Source organism: Novosphingobium barchaimii LL02, from assembly GCF_001046635.1.
Taxonomy (GTDB): domain Bacteria; phylum Pseudomonadota; class Alphaproteobacteria; order Sphingomonadales; family Sphingomonadaceae; genus Novosphingobium; species Novosphingobium barchaimii.
In genome coordinates, this window is sequence record NZ_KQ130454.1 from 45,053 (window position 1) to 58,803 (window position 13,751).

Here is a 13,751-nt window from a genome sequence, read left to right on the forward strand (position 1 = left end):
TGTCACACCCCGAATATTAGGCAAGAGAGACCGCATGGTCATCGAAATTCCCGAGCTTTTCGACGCATCCGAAGCGCGCGAAATCCGCAATGCCCTCGAAAACGCGGACTGGTCCGACGGACGCGCCACCGCCGGTCACCGCGCCGCCCGCGTCAAGGAGAACGAGCAGCTCGCGCTCGACCATCCGCTGGCCCGGCAACTGGCGGACCGTGTCCTTGCCCGGCTTGCCCAGACCCCGCTGTTCATCGCCGCCGCCCTGCCCGCGCGCGTGCTGCAGCCGCGCTTCTCGCGCTATGACGGGCGCGGCCATTACGGCAACCATGTCGACAACGCGATCTTCCCCATTCCCGGCACCGGCGACCACTTGCGTTCCGACGTGTCGAGCACCCTGTTTCTCAGCGACCCCGAGGATTACGAAGGCGGCGAACTTGTCATCGAGGACATGTTCGGCACCCACACCGCCAAGCTGCCCGCCGGGCACCTGATCGTCTATCCCGGCTCCAGCCTGCACAGGGTCATGCCGGTAACGCGGGGCACGCGCCTCGTCTCGTTCTTCTGGACGCAGAGCTTCGTCGCCTCGCCCGAGAAGCGGCGGCTGATGTTCGAACTGGACGGCGCGATCCAGTCTGTCGCTACCGACCATCCCGAACATGCCTCGGTCGACACTCTCACCCAGGTCTATCACAACCTGCTGCGCCAGTGGTCCGCCACGTGAGCGAAGGCCCGCTGCCGCCGCTGACCGCGATCCCCGCCAGCCTGCGCAGCCTGGCCGACTACGAAGCCCGCGCCCCGCAGCACATGACAACCCAAGCCTGGCACCACATCCGGGAAGGCGCCGGCCGCGAGGTCACCTTGCGCGAAAACCGCGCCGCCTTCGACCGCATCGGCCTGCTGCCCCGCGCCATGGCCGAGCTGGACGGCGACACCCGCATCGACCTTTTCGGCCGCTCCCACGCCTCGCCGATCCTGCTCGCGCCGCTGGCCTACATGTGCCTTGCCCACCCGGAGGGCGAACTGGCCGCCGTGCGCGCCGCAGCCGCGCTGGATACCGGGATGGTGGTCAGCACCCTCGCCAGCGTATCGCTGGAGGACATCGCCGCCGCCAGCCGATCGCTTTCGCAGGAACTTGGCAGGCCGCCCGCTCCGCTGTGGTTCCAGCTCTACCTCCAGCCGGAGCGCGAACACAGCCTGCAGCTGCTGCGCCGTGCCGAAGACGCCGGTTACGAAGCGATCGTGCTGACGATCGATGCCGGGCTGAAACCTGCCGGCATCGCCCTGCCGCCGGGGGTAGACGCCGTGAACCTTGCCGGAATGCCGCGCCCGCGTCAGACCTCGGTCCCCGGTGGCCGTATCCTTCTGGGCACCCCGCTGACCGACGCCGCGCCCAAGTGGGCCGATCTTGCCTGGCTGCGCTCAGCCACGACCTTGCCGATCCTCGTCAAAGGTCTGGTGCTGGGTGACGACGCCCGCCGAACCGTGGACGAAGGCGCGGACGGCCTGATCGTTTCAAACCACGGCGGCCGCGTGCTGGACGGCCTGCCCAGCGCGCTGGACCTGCTTCCGGCAGTGGCCGAAACGGTGCGGGACCAGGTGCCGCTGCTGCTCGACGGCGGCGTTCGGCAGGGCACCGACGTGGTCAAGGCGCTGGCGCTGGGCGCCCGCGCCGTACTGGTGGGCCGCCCGCAGATGCACGCGCTGGCGGTGGCGGGAATGCCCGGCCTAGCCCATGTGATCCACCTGCTTCGAACCGAGCTGGAGGCGGCGATGGCGCAATTGGGCTGTCCCCGCGTTGACCTGCTCGGCCCCGAGCGCCTGGTGGCCCTGGGCGCCTAGCCGACCGGCAGCTTCACCGCCGTGCCCGGCGCATCCCTGAGTCGCACATAGAGCGCCCCATCCGCGGGCCTGGGCACCTTCAGCGCGGAGCCGGTATAGCCCGGCGGCACGGTCGCGGCTTTGGCGAACCCGGCATCCGCGCCCACAGCATCTACAAGGAACAGGGAACGCGCGGTGATCGTGCATTCCTCACCTTCGCATACTACATCCTCGATGCCCGGCAGGCGCACCAGCGTCGCCAATGGCTGCCAGTCGCCCGCCGTATCGCCGCCGCGCAGCAGCCGGAAGCGCAAGGGGCCGAAGGTTCCTGCGGGAATATCCGCGCCCTTGAGGCGCGCCACCAGCACTTCGGGGCTTTCCAGCGTGAGGCCCTTGCCCGCACTCAGCCGCACGACGCTTTCGCCCTCGGCCGCCGCGATCTCCACCGTGTCTAGCGGCCCCAGCTTCATGCCGGCCCCGGCCTTTACCGAGAACACCAGTTCTCCGGTATCCGGCAGCAGATCTCCGGCCGCGCCGAGATCCAGCGTGCGCGCGCCCTTGGCGACGGCTGCCGGATTGACGGTGCGGTTCAGCAGCGAGACTTGCGGGCGCGGCGGGCCGACGCGGACCTGCATGGGCAGGCTGCGCCCATCCTCCAGCTTGACGATGGCCTTGGCCGCGTCGCCCTGTTCGGGTGCATGGCCGGTGCCCTGTGCGGTCAGCCTCAGCCGGTCGACCGCGCCTTCGCGGGTCAGCCCATCGGGACGAAACTCGACATCGCCCACCATCAGCGTGCGCACCTGATCGAGCCGCTGCCCGCTCAGGCTGGCATGGGTGTCCCCCGCATGAAGTTCCAGCGCATCCAGCCGGCTTGCCTCGGCGCGGGCCCTGAGAGTGACGGCCACCGGGTCCTTCGCGCCCTGATACCGCACCTCGATACGCATATCGCCCGGACGCGCACCTTCCAGCGGCACCGTCACGGCAATGCGATTGTCCTGCACGGTCCGCCACTTGAGCGGGGTGGCCGCACCGTTCCCCTGCCGCAGCGTAACTTCCTCGACGCAGGACGGAGCGCTGCCTTCAAGCTGCACGTCGTTGTCACGGCCGACGATCATGCCGTCGGCGGCGTCCTGCCCCTGCCCCGCCACTTTCCAGGCGCTGCCATCGGGCCGCTGGAGCACGAAGTCCGGCCCCTCGAACCCCGCGAAACCCCATAGGCCGTGGAGGTGCGCCCGCACGGTGCCGGTAAAGGCCGCGGGCAGGCTTTCGGCGGCAAGCCTATAACCGCCCTTTTCCGCGCGCGGCATCGCCGCAACTTCCAGCACCTGCCCCGCTGCCGAAGTAAGGCGAACCTGCATGGCGTGGGCGAACTGAGTGGAAAACACCAGCGGCGCGCCTTCCACCGGCAGCACGGCGCCGGCCTGCGCGGCGCAGACCGGACCCTTGGCGGTGCTGCGCAGCTGCGGAGGAATGTCCGCCTCGATCGCGGGCAGCGCGGTGACCATGACCGACTTGGGCTTCTGAAACGATGGCGCGGCATTGAGCAGCAGCGACATCGTATCGTCGTTACGCACGCTCAGCGTCGGCAGATAGTTGAAGGATGGGTTGCTGAACGCGCCGAAGATGCGCGCGATATCGCGCGCGACCCCGATGTACGCGCTGTAATACCCCGCCCCCCCTTCGCGCGTAGCGCTTAGCTGCAGGGCAAGGTCGGTCGGCGTGCCGGTAAGCGTATCGGCGATCGAACTGGAATGAACGTCACTCAGCACCAGCGATTCGCGGTTCTGCACCAGACATGAAGCCTGCTGTTCGATCACCTTGGACAGACAATCGGCCTGCAGCTTGACCGACAAGCTGCTGGCCAGCGTCGGCGCGACGGTGCGCAGGTATTCCGGCCCGTTATCGTCCTGGGCACGGATCGCGGCCATGAAGGCGATCAGACGCGAATGGTCCAGGCTGGCCTGGTTGAGGTCCTGACTGGCGCGCACGAATTCACCGGGCTTGCCGCGCACCGCATCGACCAGCGCGCCTTCCGCGCCGCCGGTTTCCGGCACCAGCAGGAGTACCAGCTGGCGCGCGCCCTTGGGCACGGTCAGGGTGAGCGCCTTGTCCTTTTCCTTGGACTTCCAGGTACGGGCAATGTCGATCCAGTCCTTGGGCGGCGGATTGGTGGCGCCGCGCAGGAAGGCGGAAACCAGCACGAAATTGGCGCCCTGATCTTCGGAGAATGCGCCCTCGACGACCACTTTGTCTCCCGCGGCAAGGCTGGGGACCTTGGCGATCGGCAGGGTCTTTTCCCCGCGCGTGACCTCGATCCGCAAGTCCGGCCCGGTCAGTTCGAACGGCGCCGGATCGGCGGCGGCAGTCACAGGGATCGCGCACGTTGCAGCGGCCAACAACGATGGCAGCAGGGGCCGAAAGGCCGGGTGGTTCGTCAAATCGTTCGGCAAGGAGCGAAAATTCCCGTCGTTGGTCCTGACACTGCGCCCCCGCAGCCCCCTTAGCCGCATCCACCAGCTGCGTACATGCCCATGGTAATCCGGCGGCAGGCCCGGATGTTCCCTGAAATGCCGGCGCGCGCCGCCCCTGATGCCCGCCCCTGAAACGAACTGGCAGGAATTGTTACAATTCTCCATATTGAGAATCATTCGCAAATATTGTCTAAGAAGATCAAGGAACAGGGGACGTGGACAAAGGAGATCAGGCGCCATGGCGCAGCGACAGTCCCGATCATCGATTGCCGCCCCTGGCGCGGCGCCAGGCAGGACATCATGATGATGCACTCCGCCATCACCCCTGCCGCCACCGCAACCCGCAGGCAGGTTTCACCTTCCGCTCTCGTGACGTCCGTCGCCCGCCGCTGGCGCGCTGCGCGCGATCATGGACTGCCGGCACAGGCGCGGCTTTATGCCCTGCTTTCGCCGCGTCACTGGGAGATGATGACCCCTGCCTTCGACAGCCTCATGGCCCTGTGCGAAAGTGCGCTAAGCCGCCCTTTCGCCACCGGGACCGGCCGGAACCTGACTCGGGACGAGGCGATGCTGATCGGACTGCTCGACGGCTCGGTGCCGCAGGACGATTGCATCGATTGCCCGGCGGGAACGGCCCGCGCACTCGACAGCGCGATACGCTCGACCAGGATCATGATGGTGCTGATGATGAGCGGGCCGGTCGGGACCCGGCTCTGATCGCCCCGCCCAAGGCTCAGGCCGTGACCGCTTCCTGAACAGGAGGAGCATTGCCCTGCGCCTCGGGAATAACGCCTTCAAGCGCCAGACGGCAGTGCCGGTCCCAGCAGAAGTTCTGAACGGCAAAGGCCCGGGCATTCTCGCCGAGTTTGCGGCGATAGACCGGATCGCGGGCAAGAAGCGCCACTGCCGCGCGGATTTCCGACGGAACACGGCCATCGACGACCAGTCCGTCCACACCGTCGCGGACCAGTTCAGCCGGCCCGCCATCACGCCCGACGATACAGGGAATGCCCTGCACCATTGCATCCGCCACGCTCAGGCCAAAACCTTCCATCTCGGCGCCGCCTTCCAGTGCGATCTGCGGGTGGAGGAAGATGTCGGCGGTGCGGTAGCGCTGCGCCAGTTCCTCGTCGCCGACATAGCCGGTCATGGCGATGCCCCCGGGTTCGGCTAGGACCGCGCCGTCGGCAACGGCTTCGCGCACGGCCGGCTCGTCCTCTCCCCGGCCGATCACGGCATAGTCTATGGCGATGCCCCCGGCGCGGCAGTTCGACACCGCACGCACGGCGGCGGCGACGTTCTTGCGCGCCACCAGCCGGCATACGGTGATGATGCGCGGCACGGCATTGCCGGTTTCGGCGCGCTGAGGGGGAACCACCACGCCGTTCCATGCCGCCACGCAGCGATCGGCCAGCGCCGGCAGGCGTGACAGCGTCAGGACCCGCGTCGCATCGCTGACCGCGACAATCCGCGCCGTGTGTGAAAGCACGGCGCTCATCAGGCGAAAGGCAACGCCTGCGGGCCGTCCAACCTCGCGTCCATGCACGGTCACGATCAACGGCCGGGGAAACGGCAGCGCCGGGATAGCCGCCCGCCAGGTGCAGGCATGGACAGCATCCGGCCGCTCTCCCCCCGCCCACGCCCGCGCCATCGCAATAACCAGCCGTGCATAGACGCCCAGCTGCGAAGCAGGGCCGACGTCGATGAGAGTGATAGATCCGTCGACCACGCGGCGCGGCCCTGCCGAGGATTTGGCGAAGACGGTGACCTCCCGGCCCGCGCGCGCGTAGCCCTGTGCCACTTGCGCCACGTAAGTCTGCACGCCGCCCTCATCCGGCCCGTGAACCCGCGCGACAACCCAGATGCGGGACCGGCCCTCACTCATGGACGAGAACAGTGCTTCCCGAGCGCCCCGCTTGCGGCAGGCGTCCGCTGCCGCGCGTCGCCTGACGGCGGGCCAGGAAATCTCCCACCGCGGTGGCCGCACGCGCCGACGAACGCCCCGCCTCACGGTCGAACGTATCGGCCACGCCCTGCCGCTGGGTGGGGGCGTAGACGTCGTGATCGACCATGGCGGTCGCCACCTTGCCAACGATCCCCTCGCTGCTGCGGTGGACCGGGCCATATTGCCAGTGGCGATAGTTGGGGTTGCCCTCCCACTGCGCGTCGTGGGCATCGAGGAACAGGCAGGGGCGCGGGCGCACCACGAATTCGTAGACCTGGCTGCTGACGTCACCAAGGTAGACCGAAGCCGCGCGGGTATAGCGCATGTCCACGCTTGCCGGGCTACCCAGATCGATATGGATGTTCGGCAGATTGCTGAATTCGGCAAGTTGCCGCTCCATCCGGGCACGGCGGCGGCGATTGTCGTAAAGGCGGATGTGCGGCGCGACGATCAGGTTGAAGCGGTCATCCCCAGCGAACTGACGGATCAGGTCGAGCCCCATCTCCGGCCACGACGAGAGCCGCTTCGAGAAATGCGGGTTGTAGAGCACGATCGGCCGGTCTTCGGGAAACAGCCGGCCCGGCAGGCCGCGTTCGGTCAGATCGAACTTGCCGTAGCCGACGACGGCGTAATGGCCCTCGCGGATCAGGCGCTTTTCCAGCATGCGGCGCCGCTGCTTTTCGCCGGCCAGCAGCACGAAATCGAACTGCCGAATGCGGCGGTCATAGCCGACCGCCCGGTCTCCGGCGCCGTGGCAGGTATGAATAAACGCCGTGCGGTGCAGGCCCGCAAAGCGCAGCAGCAGTGAGGTGCGCTCGGGCACGACGATCGCGTCGTAACCCGACAGCAGCGACCGCGCTGCCGCCAATGCGGGCAACTTGGGCGGCGTCGCGCCGCCGGTGAGACTGCTGATCGCCGACAGCAACGGGCTGCCCACGCGCAGGATGTCGAGGTTTCCGGCGCCGTGGCGGGCGGCGATATCCTTTGCCAGCGCAACATGATCCTCGGTCATCGCGACGATATCGACCGCGAACCGCGGATCGTGCGACATCTCGACCGCCAGCGGCATGGCATGGAAAACGTGGTGCAACTGCGCGTTGAAAAAGAAGCAGACTTTCTGCGGCGCTGCCGGACCGGCGCGAAGCTCGATCGGTCGGTGGAGCATGGCCTTCTCCGTTCCTAGCCTTGGTGCATTGCGGCTATTCCCGTCCCGTTGCCTGCGAATTTCAGCGTATCTCAACCTCCCCGGGCCGATGCAACAATCGCGCGGCAGCCTGCCCTGCATGCCGGGCAAGCGGGATCGGCGCGGCGAAGTTGCAGATGCTGCGCCAACAAAGGGCAACCGCGTCCATCAGTGCCCGATCAGATGAAGCACGACCTTCGCATCGCCCGTGATGCTATCCCTTGGGCACCAGGGGCGCCGCCCCGATTTCGTCGACCTGCCCCTGCATGACCGGCAGGCGCACCGTGAACGTGCTGCCCTTGCCCTGCCCCCCGCTGGTAACCGAGATGCTGCCCCCGTGCAGCGAGACCAGCCGCCGCACCAGCGCGAGGCCGATACCAAGGCCGCCCTGGGCATGGGCACGGTGGTTTTCCACCTGGGTGAATATTTCGAAAATACGCGCCTGCATGTCTGCCGGGATGCCCACGCCGTTGTCCGAGACGCGGATTTCCACCCCGGCCTCGTCCGCCGACGCGGACAGGCCGATCTCCCCGCCTGCGGGCGTATATTTGGCCGCATTGTTCAGCAGGTTGGCGACGATCTGCGCCAGCCGGGTATAGTCGGCCTCCAGCCATACCGGCGTCTCGGGCATTTCCACCGTCAGGCTATGGCCGGCAGCGTCGATGTTGTGCCGGCTGCCCTCGACGGCCGAGAGCAGGACATCCTCCAGCGAGATCCGCCCGGTCTTGAGCGAAACCTTGCCTTCGCTGATCCGCGACACGTCGAGCAGATCCTCGACCAGACGGGCGAGGTGGAACAGCATCCGCTCCATCTGGCCGCGGATCATCTCCGCCTGGTCGGGCGCGCGCTGACGGTTCAGCAGGTCCAGCCCGCTCATCAGCGCGGCAACGGGATTGCGCAGTTCGTGGGCCAAAACCGCAAGGAACTGGTCCTTGGCGCGGTCCGCCTCGCGCAGCGCCGCCGCCGAAACCGCCAGTTCGTCACGCTGGGCCGCGATCTGACGGCGCTGGCAATAAAGGTCGATGAATACGTTCGCCTTGCTGCGCAGCACATGCGGTTCGATCGGCTTGGCGATGAAATCCACCGCCCCTGCCTCGTACCCGCGAAACTGGCGCTGGCTGTCGGAACTGCCTGCCGTCACGAAGATGATCGGGACGTGCCGCGTGCGTTCGGAGCCGCGCATGATTTCGGCCAGTTCGAAGCCGTCCATGCCCGGCATCTGCACGTCCAGCAGGGCCAGTGCGACGTCGTTCTGCAGCAGCAGTTCCAGCGCTTCCTCGCCGGACTGCGCCTTAAGCAGGACAAGGTCGTCGCGCTGCAGCAGGCCTTCGAGCGCAAGCAGGTTGGCGGAGAGGTCGTCCACCAGCAGCACGGGAACGGGTGCGTTGGTCGCCATCACCGCCTGCCCGCCGCCAGCAGCGCCGCAACGATCCCGTCGAGCGACATCCTGCGCGCCGCACGGCACGCTTTCAGCGCCGCCTCGGGCATCGCGCGCGCATAAGCACTCGCCGGATCCTGCACGAGCGTCACCCCTCCCGCCTGCGCCACGGCGGCGAGACCCTGCGCCCCGTCCTCGTTGGCTCCCGTCAGCACCACGCCGACAAGAGCCGGACCATAGGCGTCCGCGGCGCTTTCGAACAGCACGTCGATGGAGGGACGCGAGAAGAACACCTGCTCATCGCGTGAGAGCGAGATCGTCCCGCCCGGCTCCACCAGCATATGGTAATCGGGCGGCGCGAATGTCACGGTGCCGGGCAGGATGGGCTCCTTGTCCTCACCCTCGGCCACCGGCAGACGGCACTTGGCCGCGAACAGCGCCGTCAGTTCACTGCGCCGGCCCGCAGGGACGTGGACGACGATCAGCACTGGCAGCGTATAGTCTTCCGGCAGCGCGGGCAGGATGTGAAGCAGGGCCTGGATCGCCCCGGCCGAGGCGCCGATCACGACTGCATTGGGCGCCCCGCCCGCGCTTTGGCTCTGTTCGCTCAAGCCTGGCGCCTCTGGTAGATCTTTTCCTCACGCACGAATTCCGAGAAGGCGCCGACATGTTCGGAAAAGCGCAAGGTTTCCTTCGAGCCCAGGCCGAGGAAACCGCCCCGCCCCAGCGAATCGCGAAACAGGCCGACCGCCCGGTCCTGAAGATCGCGATCGAAATAGATCATCACGTTGCGGCACGAGATCAGCTGCATCTCGGAAAACACCGCATCGGTGACCAGGCTGTGGTCGGAAAAGACCACTCGGTCGCGCAGGGACTTGTCGAACACCGCGCCGCCGTAGCCCGTGCTGTAATAGTCCGAAAGCGATGCCTTGCCGCCCGCAAGCCGGTAGTTTTCGGTGAAGGCCTTCATCCGGTCCAACGGGTAGATGCCGCGCGATGCAGCCTCCAGCGCGTCCTGGTTGATGTCGGTTGCATAAAACAGCGTGCGGTCCTCCAGCCCTTCCTCACGGAACAGGATCGCGAAGGAATGGAGTTCCTCGCCCGCGCTGCACCCCGCGATCCAGACTTTCAGCGAGGGGTAGGTCTTGAGGTGCGGCACCACCGTCTCGCGGATCGCCTTGAAGTACGACGGGTCGCGGAAGAAATCGCTGACCTGCACGGTCAGGAAACGCAGCACCCCTGCGGCGGCGGCGGGATCGTGCAGCAGCTTGTCCTGAAGCGCGGAGTACGTCGCCACCCCCTGCCGATCGCGCGCCTGCCGCAGCCGGCGCTTGATCGAAGCCTGCGCGTAATTGCGGAAGTCGTAGTGATAACGCCGGTAGAGCGCCTCCAGCAGGAGGCGGATCTCGATGTCCTCGATCTTTTCGTCTTCCATGGTGCCCGCACCCTTAACGCGGCATCCAGACGCGGACCAGCGAGAGCAGCTTGTCCACGTCCAGAGGCTTTGCCATGTAGTCGTTCGCACCGGATTCGATGCAGCGTTCCTGGTCGTCCGGCATGGCCTTGGCGGTCAGTGCGATGACCGGTAGCTTGGTCCAGCGCGGGTCCTGCCGGATCGCACGGGTAGCGGTCAGCCCGTCCATGACCGGCATCATCACGTCCATCAGCACAAGATCTATACGCCGCGCCTCATCGCCTGATGCAGCTTCGAGCGCGTCGAGCGCTTCCTGCCCGTTGCGCGCGATTTCCACCACCGCGCCCTGCGGTTCGAGGATGTTGGTAAGCGAGAAGACGTTGCGCACGTCGTCCTCCACCACAAGGATGCGGCGACCTTCCAGGATGGCATCGCGGTTGCGCGCGGCACGGATCATGGTCTGCTGCTCGGGCGGCAGTTCGGTGACGACCTGGTGCAGGAACAGCGAGACCTCGTCGAGCAGGCGCTCGGGGGAACGCGCGCCCTTGATGATGATCGAATCCGAATAACGGCGCAGGCGCTGCTCGTCCTCGGCGGTAAGGTCGTGGCCGGTGTAGACGATCACCGGCGGGAACGAGTAGGCGTTCTCCTTCGAAAGCGTCTCCAGCAGCGAGAAGCCACTGGCATCCGGCAGGTTGAGGTCCAGCACCATACAATCGAACGTCTGCGTCCTGAGCGCTTCGAGACACTCGGCGGCCGTGGCCACGCCAACCGTCTCCACCTCGCCCGTGGCGAGCAGCCTGCCCACCGCATCGCGCTGGACGTCATCGTCCTCAACGATCAGCACGCGCCGCGCGTCGGACGCCAGCTTGGCGGTCAGCGCATCCAGCACACTGGCCAATTCCTCGCGCTTCACCGGCTTGATGAGGTAGCCGATCGCGCCGAGCGACAGCGCGGTCTGGGTGTGATCGCTGCCCGAGACGACGTGGACCGGGATGTGCCGCGTCTCGACGTCGCGCTTGAGGCGGTCAAGCAAAGCAAGACCCGACTGGTCGGGCAGGCCCACGTCCAGCACCACGGCATGCGGCTTGAAGGTGCGGGCAAGGTGCAACGCTTCCTCGGCGGTGCCGGTGACGAGGCACTGGAAGCCCATCTCCCGCGATATGTCGCGCACGATGCCCGCGAAGGAGGCGTCATCCTCCACTACCAGCAGCACGCGCTGGGTGGAGGTGAGCGCATCGCGGTCGTCTTCCACCTGCCGCTGCAAGGGCGCGGGGCGCGCCTTGGCGACCGGCGGGGCGGTGGCCGCCATCGGTGCGCGCAGACTTGCGGCTACAGGCTCCACGCGCGCCGCCACCTCGCCGGGGTCATAGGCGACCGGCAGCGAAAGGGTGAAGCGACTGCCTTTTCCGGCCACGCTGGCAAGCGATATCGAGCCGCCAAGCAGACGCGCCAGTTCGCGCGAGATTGAAAGGCCAAGGCCGGTGCCGCCGTATTTGCGACTGACGGTGCCATCGGCCTGGCGGAACGCTTCGAAGATCGCCTTCTGCTGTTCCTCGGGAATGCCGATGCCGGTATCCACGACGGAAATCAGGAGGCGCTCATCGCCGTCCGGCTCCACTTCCAGACGGACGCTGCCTGCCTCGGTGAACTTGAATGCGTTGGAAAGCAGGTTCTTGAGAATCTGCTCGATACGCTGGCGATCGGTCTCGATCATGCTCGCCGAGCCGGGCGCGACGGCGATCTCGAAGGCCAGCTTGCGGTTCATGGCGATGGGCTGGAACACTTGCCGCAGATCGCCTGCCAGACGCTCGACCAGCACCGATTCCGGCCTGATCTGGAGGTGGCCCGCCTCGATCTTCGACAAGTCGAGAATGTCGTTGATGAGCGCCAGCAGATCGTTGCCGGCGGACTCGATCGTGCGGGCATACTGGACCTGCTCGCCGGTCAGGTTTTCGCCCCGATTGTCGCCCAGCAGCTTGGAAAGGATCAAAAGCGAATTGAGCGGCGTGCGCAGCTCATGGCTCATGTTCGCAAGGAAGTCGGACTTGTAGCGGCTCGCCTGTTCCAGCTCGCGCGCCTTGAGTTCGACGGCGGAGTTGGACCGGGCCAGATCGTCGCGCTGGGATTCCAGAAGCTGCGCCTGTTCCTCAAGCTGCGAGTTGGTCTGCTCGAGCTCGACCTGCTGCTGTTCGAGGTTCGCGGCCGATTCCTTGAGCGCACGGCCCTGCTCTTCCAGCTCCTCGTTGGATACGCGCAGTTCCTCGCTCTGGACCTGCAATTCCTCGGTATGGTGCTGCAATTGCGCGCGGTAGCGGGCCGAACGCAGGCCCACGCCCACCGCGCCAGAAATCTCGGACAAGAACGCCAGAATCTGGTTATCGACCGGTTGCAGGAAGCCCAGCTCGATCACACCCTGCACCGTCTTGTCCGCAAAGACCGGCGCGATCAGCAGATGGCGCGGCTTGTCGCTGCCGAAGGTGGAGCCGATGGTCAGGTAGCCATCGGGAATGTCGGCCAGCAGGACCGGCTCGCCGTCCGCCGCGACTTGGCCCAGCAGGCCCTGACGCAAGGAAAAACGCTCCACCAGCTGCGCATCGGCCGGTACGCCGTAGGAGGCGACGCGCCGGTAATGCCCGCCCTCAGCGGCGAACATCGCCCCGGCCTGCGCGCCTGTGAAACGGACCAGAAAGGCCAGCACGCTCTCGCCCAGCTGCTCGCTGTTCTGGTCTCCCAGCATGACGGCGCCGAGATCGACCTGCCCGGCCTGAAGCCACTGCTGGCGATCGGCCGCGACTGCCGCGCGGCGAATCAGCAGGCCGATCGCCAGCGTCAGGACGATTCCCAATGCGCAGGACAGCACGCCGCTGACCCATGCCGAGCGATAGGCCTGCGCCATCTCTGCCTGCCGGTCGAGTCGCAGCCGCGCTTCTTCCTGATGCATGGTGTCGAGCTGCGCGCGTACTTCGTCCATCTCGATCTTGCCGCGATCGGTCTCGACGATGGCAAGCGCGGCGCCGATGCCGACATTCTTGCGCACCTCGACGGTTTCCTTCAGCTCCGCCAGCTTGCCGTCGATATGGCGGCGCAGGGGCTCAAGCCGGGCCTGCTGCTGCGAATTGTCGCGCGTCAGGGTCGCGATGGTCTCGAAGCGCTGGTCGACGTCGGCCACCGCACGATTGTAGGGCGCAAGATAGCTGTCCTTGCCGGTTAACAGATAGCCGCGCTGGCCGGTCTCGGCGTCCTGCAAGGAGGACACCAGCGCATTCACAGCCACGATCACCTCGTGCGAATGGGCGATCTTCTGCGCATCGTCGCGCAGCACGCGGACGTTGAAATAGGCGACCGTCCCGCTGACGAGGAAGAACAGCACCGCCACAATAAGGCCGAATGCGGAGCGGGGATCGAGGCCGCGTTTCGAAGGAGAGCCAACGCGATGAGACGTAACTTGCATTTACCTGCCAGAATGGGATCGCCGGAAGGGTCTCGCTTGCGGTGATTCCGAGGCAAGATCAAGGTATTCCGACCATGCCCGCGCCGGATCGGCA

The 13,751-nt window shown here is 66.6% G+C and carries 10 protein-coding genes; 3 read left to right on the forward strand and 7 right to left on the reverse strand.

The features are described 5' to 3' along the window. Window positions 1–34: 34 nt before the first annotated feature. On the forward strand, window positions 35–715 hold the full coding sequence (locus tag V474_RS10760) for a Fe2+-dependent dioxygenase (protein WP_059151547.1): 681 nt from the start codon (window positions 35–37) through the stop codon (window positions 713–715). Continuing rightward, window positions 712–1,833, forward strand: coding sequence for an alpha-hydroxy acid oxidase (locus tag V474_RS10765; protein WP_059152094.1), 1,122 nt, complete (start codon window positions 712–714; stop codon window positions 1,831–1,833). Before V474_RS10760 ends, V474_RS10765 begins: the two co-directional genes overlap by 4 nt. On the opposite strand, the gene V474_RS10770 is transcribed toward V474_RS10765, so the two are convergent. Continuing rightward, window positions 1,830–4,181, reverse strand: a complete 2,352-nt coding sequence (locus tag V474_RS10770; RefSeq protein WP_236711185.1) for a hypothetical protein — start codon at window positions 4,179–4,181, stop codon at window positions 1,830–1,832. The two genes, V474_RS10765 and V474_RS10770, sit on opposite strands and share 4 nt — an antisense overlap. Window positions 4,182–4,469: 288 nt before the next feature. Here V474_RS10770 and V474_RS10775 point away from each other — a divergent pair, with 288 nt between their 5' ends. Then, a complete protein-coding gene (locus tag V474_RS10775) occupies window positions 4,470–5,000 on the forward strand; it encodes a hypothetical protein (RefSeq protein WP_059151549.1) in 531 nt (176 codons plus the stop codon). Between the two features lie 16 nt (window positions 5,001–5,016). Here the strand turns inward: V474_RS10775 and V474_RS10780 are convergent, their stop codons facing one another. From V474_RS10780 to V474_RS10805, 6 genes are all read right to left on the reverse strand, one after another. Continuing rightward, complete coding sequence (locus tag V474_RS10780) at window positions 5,017–6,168, reverse strand: glycosyltransferase family 4 protein (protein WP_059151550.1); 1,152 nt, start codon at window positions 6,166–6,168, stop codon at window positions 5,017–5,019. Further along, complete coding sequence (locus V474_RS10785; RefSeq protein WP_236711187.1) at window positions 6,161–7,393, reverse strand: CDP-glycerol glycerophosphotransferase family protein; 1,233 nt, start codon at window positions 7,391–7,393, stop codon at window positions 6,161–6,163. The genes V474_RS10780 and V474_RS10785 overlap by 8 nt, the downstream gene beginning before the upstream one ends. Window positions 7,394–7,625: 232 nt before the next feature. Further along, window positions 7,626–8,807, reverse strand: a complete 1,182-nt coding sequence (locus tag V474_RS10790; protein WP_059151551.1) for a hybrid sensor histidine kinase/response regulator — start codon at window positions 8,805–8,807, stop codon at window positions 7,626–7,628. Beyond that, entirely contained in the window at window positions 8,807–9,400 is a 594-nt protein-coding gene (locus V474_RS10795) for a chemotaxis protein CheB (RefSeq protein ID WP_059151552.1), read from the reverse strand. Before V474_RS10795 ends, V474_RS10790 begins: the two co-directional genes overlap by 1 nt. After that, complete coding sequence (locus V474_RS10800) at window positions 9,397–10,224, reverse strand: CheR family methyltransferase (RefSeq protein WP_059151553.1); 828 nt, start codon at window positions 10,222–10,224, stop codon at window positions 9,397–9,399. The genes V474_RS10795 and V474_RS10800 overlap by 4 nt, the downstream gene beginning before the upstream one ends. Before the next feature lie 13 nt (window positions 10,225–10,237). Next, complete coding sequence (locus V474_RS10805) at window positions 10,238–13,657, reverse strand: response regulator (RefSeq protein WP_059151554.1); 3,420 nt, start codon at window positions 13,655–13,657, stop codon at window positions 10,238–10,240. Between the last annotated feature and the right edge of the window lie 94 nt (window positions 13,658–13,751).